Below are 24,181 nucleotides of genomic sequence, written 5' to 3'. Positions count from 1 at the left end.
GTTCAGTGGTCGGTGTCGGCGGTGTGCTCGTGCTGCTTCTTGTCCAGGCTGCGGTGGTGCGCACCGCCGGTGAGCCAGGTGAAGCCGAGCAGCACCATCAGGATGATGAAGATGCCGATGCCGACGGCGGGGGCGCTGATGCCCTCGCTGGCATGCGCGCCGGACTCGGCGAGGATCATGAGCTGATCGATCATGGTCTAGGAGGCCTTTCCACGGGTGACCGGGCCATCATCCCACAGCGGCGCGCACGCTCAGACCGTCGACGCGCGTGATGGGAGTCGGGTCACGGCCGCACGTGTCCCTGACCCACCACGAGCCACTTGCTCGCGGTGATCTCCCGCAGCCCCATCGGACCGCGCGCGTGCAGCTTCTGGGTGGAGATGCCGATCTCGGCGCCGAAGCCGAACTCGCCGCCGTCGGAGAAGCGGGTGGAGGCGTTGGCCATCACCACTGCGGAGTCGACCTCGGCGAGGAACCGCTGCTGGCTGCGCAGGTCGCGCGTGAGGATCGATTCGGTGTGCCCGGTGGAGTGCTCCCGGATGTGGACGAGGGCCGTATCGAGATCCTCGACGACCGCCACGGCCAGCTCGAGGGCGAGATACTCGGTGTCCCAGTCCTCGGCGGTCGCCGGGACCACCTCGGCGCCCGTCCCCTCCAGCAGGGCGGCGGCCTGCTCGTCGGCATGCAGCCGCACCCCGGCCTCGACGAGCGGGGCCGTCAGTCGCGGCAGCGCCTCGGCGGCGATATCTCGGTGCACCAGCAGCGTCTCGAGCGCATTGCAGACCCCGATGCGCTGCAGCTTGGCGTTGGCGACGATGTCGACGGCCTGGTCGAGATCCGCGCTCGCATCGACCAGCACATGGGTCTTCCCGGTGCCGGTCTCGATGACGGGGACCAGCGAGTTCTCCACCACCCGACGGATCAGACCGGCCCCACCGCGCGGGATCAGCACGTCCACCAGCCCGCGGGAGCGCATCAGCACGTCCACGCCGTCCCGGCCGTGCTCATCGATCCCGACGACCAGGTCACGCGGGAGCCCCTGCTCGGCGAGCACGTCGCGGAGCACGGCGATCAGTGCGGTGTTGGAGTGCAGGGCCGCGGAGCCGCCGCGCAGCACCACGGCGCTGCCTGCCTTGAGGGCGAGGCCCGCGGCGTCGACGGTGACGTTGGGCCGCGCCTCGTAGACCATTCCGATCACGCCCATCGGCACCCTCACCTCGCGCAGCTCGAGGCCGTTGTCGAGCACGGAGCCGCGGATCACCTCGCCGATCGGGTCGGGCAGCGCCGCCGCGTCGCGCAGCTGCTGAGCGATCGCGCCCACCCGCTCAGGGTCCAGGGCGAGCCGGTCCCGCAGCCCCGGGGCGATGCCGGACTCGTCGGCGGCGGCGAGATCGCGCGCGTTCGCCGAGACGATCTCCTCGGCCCGCGCGACCAGTGCCTCGGCCATCGCCCCCAGCACGCGGTCCTTGGCCCCGCGGTGCAGGCGGGCGAGCGCCGGCTGCGCGTCCTTCGCGGCGCGGGCGGCGGCGAGGACGGAGTTCTCGACAGAGGTGCTCATGCCCGGAGTCTACGAGCGGGGCGTCACTGCATCCCGGGCCGTCCGCCCAGCAGACGTCCCGCTCCCGCGTCTGCGGTCGTCCGCCGAGGACCCTGTGCTGCAGCGCGTCGAGACGGTCGTGACCTGGCCGTGGAGGTGCCTGCTGCTGTGCGCGGCGGTCGGCGCGTGCCGTGCACCGCTGAGCTAGAGCACCACCAGCTGGTCGCGGTGGATCGCGGGTCGGCGGAACCGCTCCCCCAGCTCCTCCCGGGCCTTGTCGGTGCCGCGTCCGGCCATGGCCCGCAGCTCATCGCTGCTGAAGGAGACGATGCCGCGGGCGATGACCTCGCCGTCCGGGGCGGCGACGTCGACCGGGACCCCGGCCGGGAAGGTGCCCTGCACCTCGGTGATCCCCACCGCGAGCAGGGAGCGGCGGCGGCTGCGCACGGCCTGGGACGCGCCCTCGTCCAGCTGCACGGTGCCCGCGCCTCGGGTCGCGAAGCGCAGCCACACCAGCCGGGAGCGGCGACGGCCGAGGTGGGCGGGGAAGAAGGTGCCCACATCCGCACCGGCCAGGGCGTGGGCGAACTGCTCGGCGGAGGTCATCAGCGCCGCGGTGCCCGTGGTGGAGGCGAGCTGCGCCGCCGAGAGCTTGGTGACCATCCCCCCGGTGCCCACCTTGGAGCCCACCGAGCCGATGCTCACCCCGTCCAGGCGCGCCACGTCCTCGACCAGGCCGATGCGCTCCGCGCCGGGCTCCCGCGGCGGGGCCGTGTAGAGGGCGTCGACGTCGGTGAGCAGGATCAGCGCATCGGCTCCGAGCAGCTGGGCGACCAGGGCGGCGAGACGGTCGTTGTCCCCGAAGCGGATCTCATGGGTGGCGGTGGTGTCGTTCTCGTTGACCACCGGGACCGTGCCGAGTCCCAGCAGCGCCTCGAGAGCGGAGCGCACGTTGCGGTAGGTCTGGCGGCCGATGACATCGGATTCGGTGAGCAGCACCTGGCCGGTGATGAGGCCGTGGCGGGCGAAGGCGCTCTGCCACGCAGTGGCCAGCAGCGCCTGGCCCACGCTCGCGGCGGCCTGCTGGAGCTCGACCGCGGCGGGCCGCTCGGGAAGGCCCAGCGGACCCAGCGCCGCAGCGATCGCCCCGGAGGAGACGATGACCATCTCGGTGCCGCGGGCCGCCTGGGCGGCGGCGACCTCGGCGATGGCCCGCACCCGCTCCTGGTCCAGCTGTCCACGCCCGTCGGTGAGGCTCGAGGAGCCGATCTTGACGACGATCCGGCGGGCGGTGGGCAGAGTGTCACGGGAGGTCAGCCGGCCGGGCTGACGCAGGTCCGCGATGCTCACCGAGGCCCCTCGTCCTCTGCCGGATCGGACCAGTGCCCCGCCTTCCGCTCCGCCTCCATGGCGGCGATGCGGTTCATCCGGGCCTCGGTGCGGGCGCGCTGCTGCTCGCGCTTCGCCTCTCGGGTGGGGCGGGAGTGGTCCGCGAAGCGGTCGTCCTGGCCCCGTCGGCCCAGCATCTCGGCACCGCCCACCATCGTCGGCTCCCAGTCGAAGACCACCGCATCGTCACCGGGGCCGATCAGGACGGTCGACCCGGCGACCGCACCGGCGGCATACAGCTGGTCCTCGACGCCGAGCGTCGCCAGGCGATCAGCGAGGTAGCCGACGGCCTCGTCGTTGGTGAAGTCGGTCTGGCGCACCCAGCGCTCGGGCTTGTCGCCCTGGACCCGGAAGGCGGTGGCGCCGTCGTACTGCTCGGTGACGACCTGGAAGGGCCTCTCGTCGACGGCGCGCGGAGTGAGCACGATCGGTGCCGCCTCGGGCGCGGGCAGCGCCGAGCGGGCCTGCTCCACGAGCTCGCCGAGGGCGAAGGAGAGCTCACGCAGCCCCTTGCGGGAGACCGCGGAGATGTCGAGAACGGGCACGTCGCGCTCGGCGAGCTGCGCACGCACCAAGTCGGCCATGTCCGCGCCGTCGGGGAGGTCGGTCTTGTTCAGCACCACCACGGTGGGGCGCTGCATCAGCGGCACCCGGCCCTCGGTCTCCTCGTCGAGGCTCGCGGCATAGGTCGCCAGCTCGTTCTCGATGGTGGCGAGGTCGGTGACAGGATCCCGATCGGACTCGAGGGAGGCCGCGTCCAGCACATGCACGATCACGTGGCAGCGCTCGATGTGGCGCAGGAACTCGAGGCCCAGACCCTTGCCCTGGCTCGCCCCGGGGATCAGCCCGGGGACATCCGCGATGGTGTAGCGATGCTGTCCGGCCTCGACCACGCCGAGGTTCGGCACCAGGGTGGTGAAGGGATAGTCGGCGATCTTCGGCCGGGCGGCGCTCATCGCCGCGATCAGCGAGGACTTGCCGGCGCTGGGATAGCCGACCAGTGCGACGTCCGCGACGGACTTCAGCTCGAGCACCAGCGTGCGCTCCTGCCCGGGCTCGCCGAGCAGCGCGAAGCCGGGGGCCTTGCGCTGCCGGGAGGCGAGCGCGGCATTGCCCAGGCCCCCGCTGCCGCCGCGCGCGGCCACGTACCGGGTGCCGATGCCCGTCATGTCCACGAGCACCGTGCCGTCCTCGGAGGTGACGACGGTGCCGTCCGGCACCGGCAGCACGAGGTCCTCTCCGCGGGCGCCATGGCGCAGGTCGCCCTTGCCGAAGCCACCCCCGGTGGCGCGCTGATGGGGGCGATGGTGGTACTCCAGCAGCGTCGTGGTGGACGCATCGACCTCGAGGATCACGTCGCCGCCGCGGCCGCCGTCGGCACCGTCGGGTCCGGCCAGGGGCTTGAACTTCTCGCGGCGGATCGAGGCGGCGCCGTGCCCGCCCGATCCCCCGAAGACCTGCAGCTCGACGCGGTCGACGAATGTGGCCATGGGTGCACTCCGATGGTGAAAGGGGAGAAAAGCCTCGAGGGGCGGAGCGTTCGGCTCCGCCCCTCGAAGGACGCTGTGTGCCCCGGGATCCGGGGCGAGCGGTCAGACCGTCTCGACGACGTTGACCACTCGACGGTCGCGCTTGCGGCCGAACTCGACGGTGCCCGCGGTGAGCGCGAACAGGGTGTCGTCGTTCCCGCGACCCACACCGTCACCGGGGTGGATCTTGGTGCCGCGCTGACGCACGATGATCTCGCCTGCGCCGACGACCTGGCCGCCGAAACGCTTGACGCCGAGACGCTGGGCGTTGGAGTCACGCCCGTTCTTGGAGGAGCTGACGCCCTTCTTTGATGCCATCTGGAATCAATCCTTGTCTAGTCGAAGGGATCGCTCAGGCGATGCCCGTGATCTTCAGCCGGGTGAGCTCCTGGCGGTGGCCCTGGCGCTTCTTGTAACCGGTCTTGTTCTTGTAGCGGAGGATCCGGATCTTCTCGCCGCGGAGGTCCTCGACCTTCTCGGCGGTGACCTTCACCTTCGCGAGCTCGTTCTGGGCCGAGGTGACCGTGTCACCGTCGACCAGCAGCACGGGAGCGAGATCGACGTTGTCGCCCGCCTCGCCTGCCACACGGTTGATCACGATGGTGTCACCGACCGACACCTTCTCCTGACGACCGCCTGCGCGGACGATTGCGTACACCACGTCAATGCTCCATCTTGTGAATTGGAATTGCCTGTCGAGCCGAGTTCCCTGCCGGGTGTCACCGCGGACCTGCGACCGTCAACCTGTCCCGGACCGCGAGGTCCGAGCGGGAGATGCGGTCGGCGATGTCCACCGGAAACGCGACTGCGACGCGTTTTGCGCCAGAGAACAGCTTACGATCCCGCGACCTGCCGGTCAACCACCGGACACGGTCCGACCTGCGAGAACGCCGTCACACCCTGTGGAACGCGTCACCCCTGCTCGGGGGTGCCCTGCTCGGGGGTGCCCTGTTCGGGAGCGTCCTGTGCCGGGGCGTCCTGCGCGGGGGCGTCCTGCGCGGGGGCGTCCTGCTCCCAGGCGTTGACCACGTCGCCGTCGACCGTCACCTCGGGCTGCGTGTGAGTGCCCGAGGCCGCTGCGATCGAGGCGATCGTGGCCCGCGCCAGCGCGCGGCTGTCCTCGTCGTCCTCGAGGCGGTGCACATCGGCCTGCGACTCCTCCGTGCTCTCCTCGGCGCCGTCGGACTCGCCTCCGCCGCCGTTCCCGCCGCGCGAGCGACGACCGCGGCGGCGCGAGGACTTCGAGGAGTCGTCCCCGCCGTTCCCGCCGCCGTCGCCGTTGCCGCCGTGCTGGTGCTCGCCGTCGACGTCGACCACGAGGCCGCGGCCGTTGCAGTGCTCGCAGGTGCTGGAGAAGGTCTCCACCAGCCCCTGGCCCACGCGCTTGCGGGTCATCTGCACCAGTCCCAGCGAGGTCACCTCGGCGACCTGGTGCTTGGTGCGGTCACGGCCCAGGCATTCGACCAGGCGCCGCAGCACCAAGTCGCGATTGGATTCGAGCACCATGTCGATGAAGTCGATGACGATGATGCCGCCGATGTCGCGCAGCCGCAGCTGACGCACGATCTCCTCGGCGGATTCGAGGTTGTTCTTGGTGACGGTCTCCTCGAGGGTGCCGCCGGAGCCGGTGAACTTGCCGGTGTTCACGTCGACCACGGTCATGGCCTCGGTGCGGTCGATCACGAGGGAGCCGCCCGAGGGCAGGTAGACCTTGCGGTCCATCGCCTTGAGCAGCTGCTCGTCGATCCGATGCTTGGCGAACACGTCCTTGTCGCCGACGTGCTTGGTGACCCGCTCGAGCAGGTCGGGCGCGACCTCGGAGACGTAGGCGTGGACATCGTCGTAGACCTTGCCGCCCTCGACGATCAGCGAGGTGAAGTCCTCGTTGAAGACGTCGCGGACCACCTTGATCGCGATGTCGGGCTCCTGCGAGAGAGCCACCGGCGCGGACCTCGCCTTCTGCGCCTTCTGGATCTTCTCCCACTGGGCGCGCAGGCGCTCGACGTCGTGGGTCAGCTCCTGCTCGCTCGCGCCCTCGGCGGCGGTGCGCACGATGACGCCCGCGTCCTCGGGAATGATCTCGCGCATGATCTTCTTCAGCCGCGTGCGCTCGGTGTCGGGCAGCTTGCGGGAGATGCCGGTCATCGAGCCGCCGGGCACGAACACCACGTAGCGACCGGGCAGGGAGATCTGGCTGGTCAGGCGGGCACCCTTGTGGCCGATCGGATCCTTGGTGACCTGCACCAGCACCGGGTCGCCGCTCTTGAGCGCGAGCTCGATGCGGCGCGGCTGACCCTCCAGGCCCACCGCGTCCCAGTTGACCTCGCCGGCGTAGAGCACGGCGTTGCGGCCCTTGCCGATGTCGACGAAGGCGGCCTCCATGGAGGGCAGCACGTTCTGGACCTTGCCCATGTAGACGTTGCCGACCATGGAGGTCTGCGACTTCTGGGCGACGTAGTGCTCGACCAGGACGTCGTCCTCGAGCACGGCGATCTGGGTGCGGCCCGGGCGCTCGCGCACCACCATGGAGCGCTTGACGGACTCGCGCCGGGCGAGGAACTCGGACTCGGTGATGACGTTGCGGCGACGGCCCGCGTCGCGACCCTCCCGACGGCGCTGGCGCTTGGCCTCCAGACGGGTCGAGCCCTTGACGGCCTTGACCTCGTCCTTGGCATCACGGCTCTCGCGGACCTTCACAACGGTGTTCGGCGGATCATCCGGCGACGTGGAGTCGTCCCCGCTGCCCCCGGACCGGCGACGACGACGCCGACGACGAGAGCTGGAGGAGCCGGAGCCGGGGTCGGAGTCGGCACCCGACTCGGAGTCCCGCGCGTTCGAGGAGCGCTCGTCCTGCGCGGAGTCCTCGGCGTCGTCCTGGTCCTCGCCGCTGGCGCCGTCGGAGCCCTCGTCCTCTCCGCGCCCGCGACCCCGGCGGCCGCGGCCCCCGCGGCGCCGACGACGGCGGGAACCGGAGATCTCGGAGGAGCGCTCCTCGCCGCGCTCCTCGTCGGAGCTGTCCTGATCGTCCTCGTCCGCAGAGTCCGTGTCGCCTTCGCGACCCGCTTCCGCGGACCGGGCGTCGGACTGCGAGGAGCGGCGCGAGCGGCTGCGGCTGCGGCGCGAGCGCGGGGCCTGCTCCTCCTGCGCGTCCTCGCCCTCGGAGCTCTCCGACTCCTCCGTCGTCTCCCCGCCCGCGTCCTGCGAGGGGACCGTGGTGCGCGGCTGCGGGGTGGGCGCCTGGAACAGGAGCGAGGCGAAGTCCATCTGGACCTGCTCGCGACGGCGGGCACGGTCATCGCCCGCCGCGTCGACATCGTCCTCGGAGGCGCCGCGGGCGGAGGCCAGTGCACGCAGGTCGTCGACGACGGGGCTGGACTCGGTCTGCGACGACTCGTCCTCGACGGGCTGCTCGGTCGCCGGCTCCTCGGAAGCGGGCTGCTCGACGGCGGGCTCGGGCTCGGGCGTCTGCACCGGTGCCGGGATCACAGGGGCTCCTGCCGGAGCTCCGGCGCGACGGCGAGGGCGCTTGGTCGTGGAGACCGGAGCGGGCTCGGCGGGAGCCGCGTCCTGGGAGGCGACCACCGTGCGGGGGCCGGTGCTCTCGGGCGCGGCGACCGTCGGCGGGGTGAAGGCGGGGGCACCGGCGGGGGCTCCGGCGGCGCGACGTCGGCGTCGAGCGGGGGGTGCGCCTGCGGTGTCGTCCGGCGCGTCGTTCTCGGGATGGGGGGTGCTGTCAGCCATGCGGCCGTCTCCTTCTGGAGGACCAGCGCACCCTGGTCCCGTCTGGTCATCGTCCCTGGGGACGGAAGTCTCTGGCCCTCGCCGTCGCGCAGCTCCACCGAGGAAGCGCTGCGATGCCGACCATGGGAGCACTGCGGTCGCGGTCGTCCGCGTAGCCGGTGCTCCGACGTCTCGACGCCTGGAGGTTCCCCCACCCGGTACGGAGCAGGAGAGTGCCGCGCTCAGTATGGCACAGGGCCGTTCGGCCCTCGGGGCCGACATGCGGACCGGGGGTGGCCGGGATCACCGTCGCGGGAGGACCATCGTCCTCCGATACAGCGCGCCGCGGCCATAGCGTTCCTGGCAGCGAGTCCCCCTTCCACCCCGGAGTTCCCATGGATGCCCTCGACCTCGCACGGTGGCAGTTCGGCATCACCACCGTGTACCACTTCGTCTTCGTGCCGCTGACCATCGGCCTGTCCCTGCTGGTCGCGATCATGAACACCCGTGCGGTGTTCGCGAAGGACCCCGTCCGCAAGGACGCCTGGACCCGGATGACCAAGTTCTTCGGCTCGATGCTGATCGTGAACTTCGGGATCGGGATCGCCACCGGCATCGTCCAGGAGTTCCAGTTCGGCATGAACTGGTCCGAGTACGCGCGCTTCGTGGGTGATGTGTTCGGTGCGCCGCTGGCGCTCGAGGGGCTGGCCGCCTTCTTCCTGGAGTCGGTGTTCCTGGGACTGTGGATCTTCGGCTGGGGGAAGCTGCCCGAGAAGATCCATCTGCTGACGATCTGGGCGGTCGCGCTCGGCACCACCCTCTCGGCCTACTTCATCATCGCCGCGAACTCGTTCATGCAGCATCCCGTCGGCGCGGCGCTGAACCCGGAGACCGGGCGCGCCGAGCTCGATCCCTCCCAGGGCTCGATCCTCGCGGTGCTCTCGAACGTCACCGCCCTCGCCGCGTTCCCGCACGTCGTCTCCGGCGCCTGGCTGGTCGCGGGCGCCTTCCTCACCGGCGTGGCCTCCTGGCACATGGTGCGCCACCACCAGCGGGCCCGGACGCTGGGCCTGGACACCGAGGAGGGCCAGGAGCAGCATCTCGCCGCCCGCGACCTGTACCGCCCCACGGTGCGCTTCGGCGTCATCGCGATGTGCATCTCCGCCGTGGTGCTGGTGATCTCCGGCGATGCCCAGGCCAAGCTGATGTTCGAGCAGCAGCCGATGAAGATGGCCTCCGCCGAGGCGCACTGCGTGACCGATTCCGAGGTGCCCTTCTCGATCCTCACCGTCGGCGGCCCGGACGCCTTCTCGACCGACTGCGACGGCGTCACCCACCTCATCGAGGTCCCCTATGTCACCTCGATCCTGGCCACGAACGACCCCCACGCGACGCTGCAGGGCGTGGATGACCTCAACGCCCAGTACAAGGAGCAGTTCGGGGAGACCGCGACCGACATCCACGGCAACGAGGTCGCGGTCGACTACCGCCCGAACCTGTTCGTCACCTACTGGTCCTTCCGCCTGATGATGGGCCTGGCGGCCTTCAGCGGGGTGGTCGCGCTGTGGGCGCTGTGGGTGACGCGCAAGGGACGCACGAGCGGCTCGCGCGCCTTCGCGTGGTTCACGGTGCTGGCGATCCCCATGCCGTTCCTCGCGAACTCCGCCGGCTGGGTGTTCACCGAGATCGGCCGCCAGCCCTGGGTCGTCCACCCCAACCCCTTGGATCCGACGGTGCGGCTGATGACGATGCAGGGGGTCTCGAGCCATCCGGGCTGGATGGTGCTCACCTCTCTGGTCGCGTTCACCCTCGTCTACGGAGTGCTCGCCGTGCTCTGGTTCCAGATGATGCGCAAGGCCGCTCTGAGGGGCGTGCCGCTCGCGAAGCGGGACCCCGAGACCGGCGAGCCCGACACCCCCACCCTCTCCTTCGACTACTGAGAAGGGACCCGACCCCTCATGGACGCCCTGCTCGAGCCCTCCTGGCTCCAGACCCTCTGGTTCTTCCTCATCGCCTTCTTCTTCCTGTGCTACTTCGTGCTCGAGGGCTTCGACTTCGGCGTGCAGATGAACGTCGGCGCCTTCTGGCGGCGCGGCACGAGGACCCGCGGCACTCTGCTGAAGACCATCGGTCCCGTCTGGGACGGCAACGAGGTCTTCCTCATCACCGGCGGTGCCCTCATGTTCGCGGCCTTCCCCGAGTGGTACGCGACGCTCTTCTCCGGCTTCTATCTCGCGCTGCTGGGGCTGCTGCTCGCGCTCATCGTGCGGGTGTGCGCCTTCAAGTGGCGCGACAAGGAGGAGGGCGAGCGCTGGCGGAGCACCTGGGACGCGGTGCACGTGCTCAGCGGGCTCGCCCCCGCGTTCCTGTGGGGCGTGGCCTTCTCCAACATCGTCGCCGGGGTCGAGATCGACCAGAACCGCTGGGTGACCACCTCCCTGCTGGGCCTGCTGAACCCCTTCGCCCTGCTGGGCGGGGCCGTGTTCGTGCTGCTGTTCTGGCTGCACGGCACGCTGTACCTCTCCCTCAAGCTCGACGGGCCGCTGCGTGAGGACGTGAACCGCCTGGGCGGGCGCCTGGTGGGGCCGACGATCCTCGCAGGGGCCGCCTACCTCGTGTGGTACCAGCTCGCCCACTCCCACACGCTGCTCACCTGGATCCCGCTGGCCCTCGCGGCCGCGGCCCTGGTCGCGGTGGTGCCGCTGAACCGGGTGCGCCGCGAGGGGTGGGCGTTCACCGCGACGACCACCGCGATCGCCGCCGCGTCGCTGACCCTGTTCGGCGGCCTGTTCCCCTACGTCCTGCCCGCCACGAACGATCCCGCGCACTCGCTCACGGTCGCGAACGCCTCCTCGACCGAGCACACGCTCACGGTGATGCTGGTCGCGCTGGTCGTCCTGCTGCCGGTCGTGCTCGCGTACACGGCCTGGACGTACCGGGTCTTCCGCCACCGGGTGAGCGACGAGGACTCCCCCGCCCCCGGCGCAGAGCTGCTCGAGAAGGCTCGGCGCGGCTACCGGGACGCGTTCGAGCAGGACTGATGGAGACCGCCAGGAGAAGACGCCGCGCCCCGCTGGACCCGCGACTGGTGCGCGAGGTCGCCGCGGCGCGGCGTCACGTGGTGCGCACGGTCGCCCTCGGCCTCGTGCAGGCGGCCTGCGTGATCGTGACCGCGCTCGTGGTCGCGCGCCTGGGAGCCGAGCTCCTCGTCGAGGGCCGGGTGCCGCAGGCCGCTCCCGGCCTGCTGCTCCTGCTCGTCGTGGCGCTCGCACTGCGCGCCGGGGCCGTGCTGGTCGAGGAGGCCACCGCCCACCGGGCCGCGACCGCCGCCATCGGCGAGCTGCGCGGCAGGATCGTCGACCATGCCGCCCGCCTCGGCCCGCGGGCGGGCGCCGGCCGCGGCGCGGACCTCACGGCACTGGCCACCACCGGCATCGAGAACCTGCGCCCCTATCTGGTCGGCTACGTGCCGCAGCTGCTGCTCACGCTCACCATCACCCCGCTGTGCCTGCTCACCATCGGCGTGCTGGATCCGCTCAGCGCCGTCATCGCGCTCGTCACCCTGCCGCTGGTGCCGCTGTTCATGATCCTGATCGGGAAGCTCACGGTGGGTCGCTCCGAGAAGCTCCTGGTGGACATGCGCTCCCTGTGGGCGCAGCTGCTGGATCTCGTCGACGGCCTGCCCACCCTGCGGGCGCTGGGCCGCGAGAAGGGCCCGGAGGCGACCGTCCGCCGGCTCGGCGACCGCCACCGCACCTCCGCGATGGGCTCGCTGCGCTACGCCTTCCTCTCCTCGATGGTGCTCGAGCTGCTGGCCACCCTGTGCGTGGCCCTGATCGCCGTGAGCATCGGGATGCGCCTGGTGTACGGGGAGATGGAGCTCGCCCCGGCCCTCGCGGTGCTGGTCCTCGCCCCGGAGGTCTACCTGCCGCTGCGCAACGTCGGCGCCCGGTACCACGCCTCGACGGACGGCCTGGCCGCCGTCGACGCCGCCTTCACCGTGCTCGCCGAGCAGGCACCGGCCGACGGCGACCGCCCCGCCCCCGACCTGGCCTCCTCCACCCTCGCCCTGCGCGGGGTCTCCGTCCGCTCCCGGGACGGCATGGCGCCGCACCGCGCCGAGCTGACGGCGAGGCCCGGCCGGGTGCTCGCCCTCACCGGCCCCTCGGGCGCCGGGAAGTCGACGGCGGCGCACGTGATGCTTGGACTGCTGCCGGCCGACGAGGGCCGTGCCGAGGTCATCGCCGCAGACGGCACCGTCACCGCCGTGCAGGACCTCGAGCGGCGCAGCCTGTGGGCGCAGGTCGCCTGGCTCCCGCAGCGCCCGGTGCTGCCGGCGGGCACGATCCGCTCCGTGCTCACCGCCGCACGGCCCGGCGCGGAGCAGACCGCGCTGGAGGCGGCGGCCGCGGCTACCGGACTGGACGCGGTGATCGCCGAGCGCGGCTGGGACACGGATCTCGGTCGGGCGGGGCGCGGCCTCTCCCTCGGCGAACGGCAGCGTCTGGCGCTCACCCGGGCGGTCCTCTCCCCCGCCCCGCTGGTGGTGCTCGACGAGCCCACCGCCCATCTCGACGGCGCCGCGGAGGACGTGGTCCTGGACCTGATCCGGGACCTGCGGTCCTCGGGTCGCACCGTGGTGGTGATCGCCCATCGCTCCCGGCTGGTGGAGGTCGCCGACGACGCGACGAGCGTGACGAGCATGGCAACCGCGTCGAAGGAGGTCGCTCGATGACCACCGCCTCCCCTCTGCGACAGGCCGTCGGCGCCCTGGAGATCCCCCGGGCCCGGCTGCTGGCCGCCGTGCTCGCGGCCTGCGCGACCCTCGGCTCCGCCTTCGCGCTCGCCGCGGTCTCCGCCTATCTCGTCACCCGCGCCTGGACGATGCCACCGGTGCTGGACCTCACGGTCGCCGTGGTGATGGTGCGTGCGCTCGGGATCTCCCGCGGCGCGTTCCGCTGGCTCGAGCGGATGCTCACCCACGACGTGGCACTGCGCGGGGTGGTCTCCCTGCGCACGAACCTGTTCACCGCCCTCGCGGCCCGCACCGACGACGCCCTGACCCGACTGCGCCGCGGCGACCTGCTCTCCCGGCTCGGGGACGATGCCCAGGAGCTCGGGGACCATGTCATCACGGCCGTGGTGCCGGGGATCGTCGCGGTGGTGATGGCCGTGGCGGTGCTCGCGACCTTCGCCCCGCTCTCGCCCGCCGTCGCCGCCGTGATGCTCGCCGCCCTCGTGCTCGCGAGCGTGCTCGCCCCTGCGGCGGCCCACCGCGCCGCCCGCCTGTCCGAGCAGGCGGTGCTCGAGACCCGGGCCGGGGTCGGTGCGCAGGCGCTCGAGATCCTCGACGATGCCACCTCCCTGCGCCTCGAGGGCCGCCTCGAGGAGGAGCTCGCGCAGCTGCGGTCGCGGCAGGAGGCGCACGACGTCGCGATCGATCGCGCCGCCCTTCCCGCGGCGGTGGCCGCCGCGGCCGTGCCGCTGACGATGATCCTCGCCCTCGGCGGCGCGCTGCTGGCGATCGGCGCGCTCTGGACGGAGGGCAGCGCCTCGGCGGGGCAGATCGGGATCCTGCTCCTGCTGCCGCTGTCCTCCTTCGAGGCCGCGACCGCCCTGCCCGCGGCCGCCGCGCAGCATGCCCGCTCCCGGGCTGCGGCCGAGCGGCTGGCGGAGCTGGTCGGGCCGGACGGCGACGCGCAGCCCCCCGTGTCCGCCCCCGCTCCGGAGCGCCCGCCGACCGCCTCCCTCCGTGCGGTGGGGCTCACGGCCGGCTGGTCCCCGGACGCCCCGCGGGTGCGGGATCTGGACCTCGACCTCCCGCCCGGCTCCCGGCTGGCGATCCTCGGTGCCTCCGGCAGCGGGAAGTCGACGCTGCTGGCCACGCTGGCCGGCCTGCTGGAGCCCCTGGACGGACACGTGGAGCTCGACGGGCACGACCTCGCCTCCCTCTCCCCCGCTGCGGTGCGCGCGGGCGTGACGATGTTCGCCGAGGACTCCCACGTGTTCGCGACCACCGTGCGGGAGAACGTGAAGGTGGTCCGGGGCGATCTCGGGGACCCGGAGATCCGGGCGGCGCTCGAGGCGGTGGACCTCGCCGACTGGGTCGCGACCCTGCCCCACGGCCTGGACACCCTGCTCGGCCCGGACGGCACCACCGTCTCCGGTGGCGAGCGGCGCCGGCTGCTGCTGGCGCGGGCCGTGGTGCGCCGCGGTCCGGTGCTGCTGCTGGATGAGCCGACCGAGCACCTCGACACCGCCCGCGGCGATGCACTCCTGCGCTCCCTGCTCTCCCCTGCGGGGTCCGCCCTCGCCCCCGCGAGCAGTACTGTCGTGGTCGTCACCCACCGCGCGGAGGCGATCCCTGCCGGGACGCCGATCCTCCGACTCGAGGAGCATCGATGATCTCGATCTCTCCGCCCCCGCGGCCGGATCGTGCCCGTATCCAGGACCTCGGGGGTGCCGTCCTCGCCGGCGGCGAGACCGAGGACCTGCTGGCCCTGCTGCTGCATTCCGCGCGCACGGACCTCGACGCCCGCAGCGCGCTGCTCGTGATGCCGCTGGCGGCGGACACGTGGGCCGTCGAGATGGTCGACGGATCGGATGCGTCGGTGCTGCTGGGCGCCGGGGTCCCGCCCGATTCCCCGGCCGGCCGGGCGCTGCACGCCGCCGATGCGGAGGCGCTCGAGGCCATCGCCGAGCTCGAGCTCGGCGGCGAGCCCCAGCGCGCGCTGATCGGGGTGATCGACGCGGGTGAGCACGGCCTGGGGCTGCTCGCGACGCTCCGGCCGACGGGCTCGACCCCCTACGACCCTGCAGACCGCGAGCGGCTGGACGCCCTCTCCGGGCTGATCGCCCTCACCCTGCGCGGACCGCTGCGCGGCGGCAGCACCGAGATCGACGACGAGCGCGGACGCATCGCCCGGGACCTGCACGACCTCGCGATCCAGGAGCTGTTCGCGGTGGGCATGGAGCTGGAAGGGCTGGTGGATTCGCTCGAGGCGCCGGGGATGACGCCCTCGAACGCCCGGATCCGCAGCTCCGTCGCGACCTCCGTGCAGGGGGTCGAGAACGCGGTGGCCCAGATCCGCCAGATCGTCCAGTCGCTGCGCCGCGAGCGCGCCGCCGCGACACTCACCGAGCAGCTGCGCCACGAGGTGGGTCTGGCGACCGCCGGACTGGGCTTCGTCCCGTCCATGCGACTGCCTCCGCACCCGGCGGAGATGGACGCCGAGCTGCCGCCCGAGATCGCGGACGACGTCGTGGCCGTGGTGCGGGAGTGCCTGGCCAATGCCGCCCGCCATGCGCACGCCACCGCGGTGGCGGTCACGATCGCGGTGTTCTCCGAAGGGGTGGACCGCGTGGTGCAGGTCAACGTCTCGGACAACGGCCGAGGCATCGACCCTTCCGTGCGGCGCCGCAGCGGCCTCGCGAACATCTCCTCCCGCGCCCGGCGTCACTCCGGCTGGGTGGATGCGATCACCCTCGAGCCCGGCACGATGATCTCCTGGCGGGTCACGCTGCCGGCCGTCTGAGACGCAGGCTCGAGCGCTCTACTGCGGCTTCCAGCCCGCCCGCCGACGCGCGGCGACCATCGCGGCCACCTGCGTGCGCCGCTGCATGCCATGCGCCTGCAGGATGACGGTGACACGGTTCTTCACCGTCTTCTCCGCGATGCCGAGCGCGTCGGCGATCTCGCGGTTGGAGTGGCCGTCGCCGATCAGCTCCACGATCCGCTGATCGGACTCCGAGAGCTCCGGACCCTCCTCGGCGTGGTCGGAGGGCCAGATCGAGCGCCCAGCATGCACTGCCCTGATCGCCTCGACGATCTCCAGCGAGCGGGCGGACTTCAGCATCAGCCCGGCGGCGCCGGCCGCCTTCGACTCACGGATCGCGGCATCGTCGTCGAAGCTGGTCAGCACCAGCATCCGCGGCGCGGGGTCGAGCCCCCGAGCGGTCCTCATCACGTCGATGCCGGTGCCATCGGGCAGCTGCAGGTCGACGACCAGCACCTCGGGACGGATCGCGGGCAGGCGTCGGTTCGCCTCGGCCACCGAGGCGGCCTCACCGATCACGCTGAGCGCCTCGTGGGCGTCGATCACGGTGACGATGCCGCGACGGACGACCTCGTGGTCATCCACCAGCATCACCCGGATCGGGCCGGGCTGATCGGTCGCTGTCACGGAGCGTCCTTCCTCGCGTGGTCCTGCTGAGCGTGTGCACATCGAATCTACCGCACTGGTCAGGCGCACGTTCCGCGGGCCGTTCGCGCGCGGGGCCGAGCCGCGCGACAGCGCTCCCCTCTACCCCGCCAGGCGCCGCTGGCACCGAGGGCAGAAGTGCGAGGAGCGGTTCTGGAACATCACCCGACGGATCGTGCCCCCGCACCGCGGGCACGGCTCGCCCTCGCGCCCGTAGACGCTCAGGCTCCGGGCGAAGTAGCCGCTGCGCCCGTCGACGTTCACGTACAGGGCGTCGAAGCTCGTGCCGCCCACCGCGAGAGCCCGCTCCATCACCTCGCGGGCGGCACGGAGGATCGCCAGGGCGCGTCGCTGGCTGAGCGCGCTGCCGGGGGTGTCGAAACGGGTGCGGGCCGCCCACAGCGCCTCATCGGCGTAGATGTTCCCGATGCCGGAGATGATCTCCTGGTTCAGCAGCAGCGACTTCACGCCGCTGCGCCGTGCGCGCAGGGCGCGAGCGACGGCCGCCAGGTCGAGGGCGGGGTCGAGCAGGTCGCGGGCGATGTGGGAGGCGCCCTCGGGCAGGAGCGCATCGGGGCTGCCGATCCCGGCGAGCTTCCCGTCTCCGGCCGCGACCAGCTGACTGGTCCACAGACCACCGAAGAGGCGCTGGTCGATGAGGTCCACCCGGGCCCCGTCGTCGAGGTGGAGGGAGAGGCGGCGATGGCGCAGCGGGTCGGACGCGGGACCCTCGGAGGGCGCGACGGGGGCCGCTGCGGTCTCGTCGGTCACGGCGGCGCCGTCGGCCGTCGCGAGGCGCAGCTGGCCGCTCATCCCGAGGTGGCCCATCAGCGCCTCGCCGGTCTCGGTGCCGCGCTCGTCGGCCAGCCTCCACCACAGGAACTTCCCGCGACGTGCGACGGCGGTGAACGTCGATCCCACGAGGCCGGCGCGGAGCCGGTCGATGCCGCCCTGCTGCCGACGGATGATGCGTGCGTCGAGCAGCTCGACCGCGGCGACGGTACGGCCGACGGTGCGGGGTTCGAGACCTCGACGCACCACCTCGACCTCGGGCAGCTCGGGCATCGCCTCAGCCTCGCGGGATGAGGGTCTCGCCGCGCTCGGCGAGCACGCCGCGCACCGCGTTCTGCGCGGCGGCGAGCTCCGCGTCCTTCTTGGAGGCGCCTTCACCGCTGGCGGTGACGATCCCCGGCACGGTGACGGTGGCGGTGAAGGTCTTCTGGTGCTCGAGGCCGGCCTCGGTGATCTCGTAGCCGACGCTCGAGCCCTCCGCGGCGGCGATCTCCTGCAGGCGGGACTTGAAGTCGTACCCGGTCTCGAGGAACTCGTCCGAGTCCAGCAGCGGGCGCAGCAGGTCCAGCACGAAGCGGCGGGAGATGTCCTGCCCGAGCGCCAGGTGCACGGCGCCGATCACGGCCTCGGTGGTGTCGGCGAGGATCGAGGACTTCGCCCGGCCTCCGGTGAGGTCCTCGCCGCGGCCCAGGCGCACGTAGGCGCCGAGGTCGAGCTTCGAGGCGATGACGGCGAGCGCGCGCGTGCTCACGGTCGCGGCCCGGCGCCGTGCGAGATCGCCCTCGGGCAGGGCGGGATGGGAGGCGTAGAGGTGCTCGGTGACGGCCAGCTGGAGCACCGCGTCCCCGAGGAACTCGAGCCGCTCGTTGTGCGGCAGCCCGTCATGCTCGTAGGAGTACGAGCGATGGGTCAGCGCCAGCTCGAGCAGTCCCGATTCCTGCAGGTCGGCACCCTGCCCGGCATCCAGCGGGAGGTGCTCCAGCAGGCCGGCCGAGGCGGCGGCCTCCGTGGCGCGGCGCCTGCGTGCCATCAGGCCCCCTCGCCCGTGCGCGGGTTCTCGTCCGGCGTCTCGTCGAAGAGGCCCTGCAGCGCGGCGAAGCGGTCATCGATGACATCGTGCTGGTGGTCCGGGTCGTCCTCCATGCGGAAGCCGCACTGGCTGCACAGGCCGGGGCAGTCCTCCCGGCACAGGGGGCGCTCGTCGGCGTCCATCGCGAGAGCGTCGCGGCTGAGCGGGCCGAGGTTGACGGCGTCGTCCTCGAAGAGGGTGGTGTCCTCCTTCTCGTCCGCCTTGACCTTCTCGGGGTACATGAACAGCTCGTCGAGGCGGGCGGTGATGTCCTGCTCGACGGGGTCCAGGCAGCGGGAGCACTCGCCCTCGAGATGGGCCGTGACGGTGCCGTGGACGTAGATGCCCTCGACCACGGATTCGAGCTCCGCCTCGACGGCGATGTCCTGGCCCTCGGGGACCTGCATCGCGACACCGCCGGCCTCGCGGGCCGGGGCGGGGACGGTGCGCTCGATGCGTCGGTGGGAGCCGATGCGGCCGACGAGGTCGACGGCGTCGAACACCAGCGCGGTGTCGAGCGATGTGGAGGGGGCGTTGTCGGAAGACATTCGTGACTGTCCTGTTCGTGTCGAGGGGATCACTCAGGATACGGCCGCGGCGGTGCGCAGCGCGTCCAGGGACGGAGCGGGGAGCATGTCGGAGACGTCACCGCCGAGGGCGTGGACCTCCCGCACCAGGGAGGAGGAGATGTGGGACCAGGCCGAGTCGGTGAGCAGGAAGACGGTGTCGAGACCGGAGAGGTGCTGGTTCATCCGGGACATCGGCTCCTCGTAGGCGAGGTCGAGCTGGGAGCGCAGGCCGCGCACCACCGCACCCGCTCCGACGTCGCGGCAGAAATCGACCAGCAGCCCTCTGGGCAGGGTGCGCACCTCGACATCACCCGAGAGACCCTCCGCCTCGAGCGTCTCGGTGATCGCGCCGGTACGCGCCTCGAGGTCGAGGAGCCCCTGCTTGGAGGGGTTGTGGGAGACGGCGATGATCACCCGGTGCCCGAGCGCGACGGCCCGGCGGGTGAGATCGAGATGCCCCAGCGTGTAAGGGTCGAACGAGCCGGGCAGGACGACGGTGCTCATGACGCCACTGTAATGCTCCGGGCCGGGCGGTTCAGTCGAGCTCGATCATGACGTGGTGGGAGCCGTCCTCGTCGATCGAGCTGATGGTGAGGGTGCCGGTGAGACCCGCGAGCTCACCGGTGCCGGACCCGGGAGCGATCACGTACCGCAGCTCGGGCTCGCCTCCGGCCATGGTGCCGAGCTGCTGGAGGGCGAGGCTGCCCGCCCGCCCGTCGAGCGTCCCGTCGAAGAGTTCGCTGACGACATAGGAGGCACTGCCGGTGGCGGGGTCGCCGGCGGTGAGCATGACGCCGCGAGAGGTCCCTGCGGCGGCTCCGGACCAGGTCTTGGCGAGGTCGAAACGCCCGGCGGCGCCGGGGAGGGTCTCGCCGGGAACGAGGTCGACGGTGAAGGCGGCGCGGTGGGTGGTCATGCTCCCAGTATCGGGTATCGCGGCGCGCGCCCGCGGGCATAGGCCGAGGGCGTCGTGCCGGTCACGGCGCGGAAGTCGCGATCGAAGTGGGGCTGGTCGTACCAGCCGAGGTCGTGGGCGAGCCTGCTGAGGGACCGAGGGTCGCCCCGGTCGATGGCCGCCACGGCGTCGCTGACCCGGGCCCGCAGGATCATCCGCTTGGGACCGATGCCGAGGAAGCGGTGGAAGCGCCGTTGGAGGGAGCGTGTCCCGTGGCCCGAGCGGCGTTCGAGCTCCCCGGTGCCGGTCACCTCGGGGTCCTCGAGCACGTCGAGGATCTGAGTGAACTCGGCGAATCCCGGAGCATCGTGCGGAGCGAGGGCGAGCAGCCAGGAGTCGAGTGTCGGTGCTGCGGCGGTCGCGGTGTCGCGCAGGTCGGGGAGAGCGAGGTCGCCGCGACGGAGCCACTCCGCCGCGCGGACGGTGCGGTCACGGATCTCGGCCGGTGCCGCGGTGGTGAAGGCGGTGGTGCCTCCGAGGCGGAAGCGCACGCCGACCACGCCTCCGCTGCCGTGCTGGGTCACGTCGAAGCGGCCGCGGGAGACGGGCCCGGTGATCCAGTCCCCCACGCTCCCTGCACCCTCCCGTCGGACTCCTCCCCACTCATGGGTGAGGTGGATGCCGGGGTCGTCGAGAGTGCTCGCCACACGCTCCTGGCCGGGCGGGAGCTTCCAGGTCACCGACCAGTACCGTTCCACCCAGCGTTGGAGCTCCGGGGCGGGCGCCGCGTGGTCGTAGCGGGCATGACGGAGCAGCTCGTCGGGCTGGAGCACGTGGCCGAGCATGTGCGCCGGCGCCGGTGTCGCCTTCGTCCAATCGTCCGCGGTGCTCATGGGAGGAGTGTGGCAGGCATGACGGACACCGACAGCACATCCCCCTCTGCCCCCACTGAGACGCAGCCCGTCGCCCGGCTGGCGATGATCACCCTTGACGCGATCGACCCCGGACCCTTGACGGCCTTCTGGTCCGCGGTGCTGGGCTGGCCGATCGCGGTCTCCACACCGGAGTACGCGATGCTCACCGGCCCGTCCCATGCCCTGGGGATCGGCGCGGTGCCGGACCACCGCGCGCCGTCCTGGCCGGACGAGGGGCACAAGCAGTTCCACTTCGACCTGGCGGTGCAGGATCTCGAGGAGGCGGCGGGCCGGTGCGTGGAGCTCGGCGCGGAACGCGTGGCCGAGCAGCCCGGTGAGACGTGGATCGTGCTGCGTGACCCTGCGGGGCATCCGTTCTGCCTCACCGACGCCTCGGCCTGGGGCTAGTGCCGGGAGCGCTCGCGGTGCTCGCTCGCGAGGAGGGCGTAGGACATGCCGTCCAGCCAGCGGCCGCTGCGGTGGAGGGACTCCTCGCGGAAGGTGCCCTCGTGGCGCAGGCCGATCTTCTCCATGACGCGCCGTGAGGCGAGGTTCTCCGCGAAGCAGCCCGCCTCGACGCGGCGCACCCCGAGGCCGTCGATCGCGAGGTCGAGGAGGGCGGCGGCGAACTCGGTGCCGAGACCGCGCCCGTGCACCGCGGGGTCCAGCACCCAGCCGATCTCGGCCTGCTGGCCGGCGGCCTGGTCTCTCATGTCGGCCTGGGACCAGGCATCCTGGACGTCGACCTTGCCGCTGGCGACGATCTCGCCGTCCTGGAGGCCCACCACGCAGCTGTCGAGACTCCTCTCCCACCACTGCTCATGCGCCTCGAGCGTCGGGCTGAGGGTGGTGGTCCACTCCTGCACCTCGGGGAGGCGGTACCAGGGCCACACCGCGGCGGCGTCCTCAGGACGCCCGGGCCGCAGGTCGAGATGATCGGTGCGGAGGGGCCAGTCGAGGTCGGAGAGCGCGCGGGTCACCGGCCCAGCGTAGACCGCGGGTCAGAACGGTGGCGGGCCCTGCCTGGGCGGCGGGTCGAAGGGCGGTGGGCCGGGGTCGTCGTCCTGGTCGTACTCGGGACGGGAGTAGTACTCCGTGAGGTGCAGCCCCCAGCGATACGCCTCGTCACGATCGGCGGCCTCGTCGGGCGATTCGTCGAGCGCGCCGAGACGTGTCAGAGCCTCGACCTCGATGTCTGCGTGGTACTGCTCCCAGGCGTGCTCGAGCCGTGCTGCCAGCTCCCTGGTGACGAGATCCGTGTTCGCGGCGACCTCGCTGACCGCGGCGTCCCCGATCCTCCAGCGCGTGACCCCGGTGACCGGATCCCGTTCGGGGTCGAGCCGGCCGCTGGTCTTCATCCGGTGGTGGGTGCGACACAGGCGGTGGAGGTTGTCCAGGGAGGTGGGGCCGCCCCGGGCGGGGTGCTCGAGGTCGAACTCCTCGATGTGGTCCGCCTCGCCGACGGTCATGACGTTGCGGGCGCAGGTGGGGACGGCGCAGATCGGGTCGATCAGACGCAGGTTCTCGCCCATCGCGGCGGTGGGGCGGTAGGTGCGAGAGGCGGAGGCGAGGTAGGCGCCGGAGATCGGGTCGGTGAGCACCCGCTCGAAGGCCGGGGCCTTGGCGACCAGCTGGCGCGCCATCCGCGGCGGGATCGGGAGGACGCCGTCCAGGGTCGCCGGAGCGTGCGAGAGGCTCAGCAGCGTGAGGACCGGCACCACGACCGAGATCCGGAAGCTCGGCTCGGGCACTTCGACCACGCCGGTGGACAGCGCCGAGCGCAGCGCCACCGCGTACCGGAGCGCCTCGAGCGACATGTGCCTCCCCTGCCGGGCGACGTCGCCGTCGAGGTCGAAGGGGATGGGGGACCCCTCGCGGAGGGCGCGGCGCTGGGCGTCCTGCACGGTGCGGGCGGCGGCATCGAGCCGGTGCCCGAAGGCGGTGAGCTCCGGGATGGGGCCTCGGATCATGAGGCAAGCCGTGCCGTCGCCGTCGGGCGAGGGCTGGATTTAGACGCCGCGCTGCTCCTCGGGGCTCTCCTGCACGACAGCGCGGCCGAACCACTCCACCAGGAGGCGCAGCTCGCGGTAGAAGCGCTCCACGTCGATCGCCTCGAGCTGCCAGGCGGCCACGCGCTCGTCGACCTGGAGGCGCTGTGCCGGACTGAGTCGCAGGACGCTGCGGATCAGCCACTCGAACCATTCGACGGGGATCTCGCCCCGACCGGCGCGCGCGAGGCAGGCCGGCAGATGCTCGACCGCGACGTGCGCATCGCGCACCCGGTCCTCGCCGCGCGGGAGCTTCACCCGCAGCGCCGCCGCGGCCGCGAGGGCGTGGAGGGTCTTCTCGTCATGCTCGTCGTCCTCGGACCACAGCGAGGCGAGGTCCCGCATCTCGGCGACGTAGAGGGCGGCGTGCTGTTCGCGCCGACGGCGATGGATCCGCAGCACGGTCTCCGCCTCGATGCTGCGGGGAACGACCTCGGCGCGCTCGACGAGCGCCTGGGGAGTGAGCGGCCGACGGGCTCGTACGACGGCGCGGGGCGGGCCGGCGGGACCCAGGGGTCCGGCCTGGTCACGAGACCCATCGAAGGGCTCGTCGGATCGATCGATGAACTCGCCCATGACGTCCTCCCCTGCTCCCCGTCGAGTACCACTGGATCGGGCCGCTCTTCGTCGACCTCCCTTCCCTTTTAGTGCACCTGTTCGACTCACGCCAGGGCGGTTGAGATTATTCCCCGGAATGTGGATGACCGTCGTCGGTGGAGGAACGGTCGCAGTGTCCACATTGGAGGCACATCTTGTTGATACTCCCTGGTCACCTTTCGTTGTGACCAGAGATGGGCACCACGGGTCGAGCCGCGATCAATGGCGCTCCTCGCTGAGCCGCGAGGTCAGGCGCATAATACTTCTGGATACACATATCCGCGCGCGCCGCAATACCCCTCGGAAGATTGTGGACGGCGCATCCGTCGGCCCCTACGCTGAGGCGATGAGTTCCGATGTCCCACGCGTCGCACCGGGCGGAGCGGGCGGAGCGGGCGGAGCGGGCGGAACGGTCCCCGCCTTCACGCTCGACTGCCCGCGCCGGCGGATGCCGACGCCCTCGCCGAGCTGCACCATCGCGTGTGGCGGTAGGCGTATGCAGGAATCGTCGCGGAGCATGCGCTCGGCGACGCGGCGCTCGCCTCCCGCCGCACGACATGGCACCGGATGCTCGCGCAGTGGTCGCGCGAGCAGCTCTCGGAACGGCTCCGCATCGGCCGCGCGCCGGGCGGCGCCCCCGCGGGATTCCTCACCGTCGGCCCGTCGAGGGACGAGGAGGCGCCCCGTCCGTTGGAGCTCCAGGCGCTGAACGTCGACTCCGCCTTCCACGGCACCGGGCTCGCGCAGGCCCTGATGCGGGACCTGCTGCAGGAGCGCCCCGCCTACCTCTGGGTGGTCGAGGAGAACCCCCGGGCGCGGCGCTTCTACGAGAAGGAGGGCTTCCGCGCCGACGGCGGGCTGAAGGTCGACGCGGACCTCGGCGACCTCCGTGAGATCCGCATGACCCGCTGACCATCGCCG

24 protein-coding genes are annotated in these 24,181 nt (G+C 72.0%); 7 read left to right on the top strand and 17 right to left on the bottom strand.

Going from position 1 to position 24,181, the window contains the following annotated elements; translation table 11 throughout:
• Nucleotides 1–2: 2 nt before the first annotated feature.
• The 7 genes from VF289_RS12700 to VF289_RS12670 form a co-directional block, all read right to left on the bottom strand.
• Complete coding sequence (locus VF289_RS12700; RefSeq protein ID WP_330884258.1) at nt 3–194, bottom strand: hypothetical protein; 192 nt, start codon at nt 192–194, stop codon at nt 3–5.
• 89 nt (nt 195–283) lie between these two features.
• Nucleotides 284–1,558 carry a glutamate-5-semialdehyde dehydrogenase gene (locus VF289_RS12695; protein WP_330884257.1) on the bottom strand — a complete coding sequence of 425 codons (1,275 nt, stop codon included), beginning with the start codon at nt 1,556–1,558 and terminating at the stop codon, nt 284–286.
• Between the two features lie 183 nt (nt 1,559–1,741).
• The gene (gene proB / locus VF289_RS12690; protein ID WP_330884256.1) at nt 1,742–2,887 is read right to left on the bottom strand and encodes a glutamate 5-kinase; all 1,146 of its coding nucleotides are present in this window, start codon (nt 2,885–2,887) and stop codon (nt 1,742–1,744) included.
• Nucleotides 2,884–4,416: a GTPase ObgE gene (gene obgE, locus VF289_RS12685; RefSeq protein WP_330884255.1), complete on the bottom strand. Its 1,533-nt coding sequence runs from the start codon at nt 4,414–4,416 to the stop codon at nt 2,884–2,886. The genes proB and obgE overlap by 4 nt, the downstream gene beginning before the upstream one ends.
• Before the next feature lie 102 nt (nt 4,417–4,518).
• The gene (rpmA, locus tag VF289_RS12680) at nt 4,519–4,773 is read right to left on the bottom strand and encodes a 50S ribosomal protein L27 (RefSeq protein ID WP_330884254.1); all 255 of its coding nucleotides are present in this window, start codon (nt 4,771–4,773) and stop codon (nt 4,519–4,521) included.
• Between the two features lie 34 nt (nt 4,774–4,807).
• Nucleotides 4,808–5,116, bottom strand: coding sequence for a 50S ribosomal protein L21 (gene rplU / locus VF289_RS12675; protein WP_330884253.1), 309 nt, complete (start codon nt 5,114–5,116; stop codon nt 4,808–4,810).
• A gap of 251 nt (nt 5,117–5,367) precedes the next feature.
• Entirely contained in the window at nt 5,368–8,196 is a 2,829-nt protein-coding gene (locus tag VF289_RS12670) for an Rne/Rng family ribonuclease (protein ID WP_330884252.1), read from the bottom strand.
• Between the two features lie 374 nt (nt 8,197–8,570).
• Here VF289_RS12670 and VF289_RS12665 point away from each other — a divergent pair, with 374 nt between their 5' ends.
• From VF289_RS12665 to VF289_RS12645, 5 genes are read left to right on the top strand one after another with little or no spacing between them, the layout of a single operon-like run.
• Nucleotides 8,571–10,115 carry a cytochrome ubiquinol oxidase subunit I gene (locus VF289_RS12665; protein ID WP_330884251.1) on the top strand — a complete coding sequence of 515 codons (1,545 nt, stop codon included), beginning with the start codon at nt 8,571–8,573 and terminating at the stop codon, nt 10,113–10,115.
• Between the two features lie 18 nt (nt 10,116–10,133).
• Entirely contained in the window at nt 10,134–11,216 is a 1,083-nt protein-coding gene (cydB, locus tag VF289_RS12660; protein ID WP_330884250.1) for a cytochrome d ubiquinol oxidase subunit II, read from the top strand.
• Nucleotides 11,216–12,910, top strand: a complete 1,695-nt coding sequence (gene cydD, locus VF289_RS12655; RefSeq protein WP_330884249.1) for a thiol reductant ABC exporter subunit CydD — start codon at nt 11,216–11,218, stop codon at nt 12,908–12,910. Before cydB ends, cydD begins: the two co-directional genes overlap by 1 nt.
• Nucleotides 12,907–14,580 carry a thiol reductant ABC exporter subunit CydC gene (gene cydC, locus VF289_RS12650; RefSeq protein ID WP_330884248.1) on the top strand — a complete coding sequence of 558 codons (1,674 nt, stop codon included), beginning with the start codon at nt 12,907–12,909 and terminating at the stop codon, nt 14,578–14,580. The genes cydD and cydC overlap by 4 nt, the downstream gene beginning before the upstream one ends.
• Nucleotides 14,577–15,710, top strand: coding sequence for a GAF domain-containing sensor histidine kinase (locus VF289_RS12645; protein ID WP_330884247.1), 1,134 nt, complete (start codon nt 14,577–14,579; stop codon nt 15,708–15,710). The genes cydC and VF289_RS12645 overlap by 4 nt, the downstream gene beginning before the upstream one ends.
• Before the next feature lie 18 nt (nt 15,711–15,728).
• Here VF289_RS12645 and VF289_RS12640 read toward each other — a convergent pair whose 3' ends face one another.
• From VF289_RS12640 to VF289_RS12610, 7 genes are all read right to left on the bottom strand, one after another.
• A complete protein-coding gene (locus tag VF289_RS12640; protein WP_330884246.1) occupies nt 15,729–16,358 on the bottom strand; it encodes a response regulator transcription factor in 630 nt (209 codons plus the stop codon).
• A gap of 120 nt (nt 16,359–16,478) precedes the next feature.
• Complete coding sequence (gene mutM / locus VF289_RS12635; RefSeq protein WP_330884245.1) at nt 16,479–17,441, bottom strand: bifunctional DNA-formamidopyrimidine glycosylase/DNA-(apurinic or apyrimidinic site) lyase; 963 nt, start codon at nt 17,439–17,441, stop codon at nt 16,479–16,481.
• A gap of 4 nt (nt 17,442–17,445) precedes the next feature.
• Entirely contained in the window at nt 17,446–18,198 is a 753-nt protein-coding gene (rnc, locus tag VF289_RS12630; protein WP_330884244.1) for a ribonuclease III, read from the bottom strand.
• Nucleotides 18,198–18,785 (bottom strand): YceD family protein, encoded by a 588-nt coding sequence (locus VF289_RS12625; RefSeq protein WP_330884243.1) that lies wholly within the window; start codon nt 18,783–18,785, stop codon nt 18,198–18,200. The genes rnc and VF289_RS12625 overlap by 1 nt, the downstream gene beginning before the upstream one ends.
• Nucleotides 18,786–18,818: 33 nt before the next feature.
• On the bottom strand, nt 18,819–19,310 hold the full coding sequence (gene coaD / locus VF289_RS12620; protein WP_330884242.1) for a pantetheine-phosphate adenylyltransferase: 492 nt from the start codon (nt 19,308–19,310) through the stop codon (nt 18,819–18,821).
• 31 nt (nt 19,311–19,341) lie between these two features.
• A complete protein-coding gene (locus tag VF289_RS12615; protein ID WP_330884241.1) occupies nt 19,342–19,722 on the bottom strand; it encodes a DUF3224 domain-containing protein in 381 nt (126 codons plus the stop codon).
• Nucleotides 19,719–20,594, bottom strand: a complete 876-nt coding sequence (locus VF289_RS12610; protein ID WP_330884240.1) for a helix-turn-helix domain-containing protein — start codon at nt 20,592–20,594, stop codon at nt 19,719–19,721. Before VF289_RS12610 ends, VF289_RS12615 begins: the two co-directional genes overlap by 4 nt.
• An 18-nt stretch (nt 20,595–20,612) precedes the next feature.
• On the opposite strand from VF289_RS12610, the gene VF289_RS12605 reads away from it, so the two are divergent.
• Complete coding sequence (locus VF289_RS12605; RefSeq protein ID WP_330884239.1) at nt 20,613–21,023, top strand: VOC family protein; 411 nt, start codon at nt 20,613–20,615, stop codon at nt 21,021–21,023.
• Here VF289_RS12605 and VF289_RS12600 read toward each other — a convergent pair.
• Genes VF289_RS12600 through VF289_RS12590 form a run of 3 tightly spaced genes read right to left on the bottom strand, consistent with a single transcriptional unit; the run spans nt 21,020 to nt 23,239 of the window.
• On the bottom strand, nt 21,020–21,595 hold the full coding sequence (locus VF289_RS12600) for a GNAT family protein (protein WP_330884238.1): 576 nt from the start codon (nt 21,593–21,595) through the stop codon (nt 21,020–21,022). The genes VF289_RS12605 and VF289_RS12600 overlap by 4 nt on opposite strands.
• Before the next feature lie 21 nt (nt 21,596–21,616).
• Nucleotides 21,617–22,585 (bottom strand): HNH endonuclease signature motif containing protein, encoded by a 969-nt coding sequence (locus VF289_RS12595; protein ID WP_330884237.1) that lies wholly within the window; start codon nt 22,583–22,585, stop codon nt 21,617–21,619.
• Between the two features lie 39 nt (nt 22,586–22,624).
• The gene (locus VF289_RS12590) at nt 22,625–23,239 is read right to left on the bottom strand and encodes a hypothetical protein (RefSeq protein ID WP_330884236.1); all 615 of its coding nucleotides are present in this window, start codon (nt 23,237–23,239) and stop codon (nt 22,625–22,627) included.
• A gap of 588 nt (nt 23,240–23,827) precedes the next feature.
• Between VF289_RS12590 and VF289_RS12585 the strand changes: the two genes are divergently transcribed.
• Nucleotides 23,828–24,172 (top strand): GNAT family N-acetyltransferase, encoded by a 345-nt coding sequence (locus tag VF289_RS12585; protein WP_330884235.1) that lies wholly within the window; start codon nt 23,828–23,830, stop codon nt 24,170–24,172.
• Nucleotides 24,173–24,181 lie beyond the last annotated feature (9 nt).

The organism is Brachybacterium sp. (assembly GCF_036379615.1).
Taxonomy (GTDB): domain Bacteria; phylum Actinomycetota; class Actinomycetes; order Actinomycetales; family Dermabacteraceae; genus Brachybacterium.
This window is presented reverse-complemented; position numbering and strand designations above follow the sequence as displayed.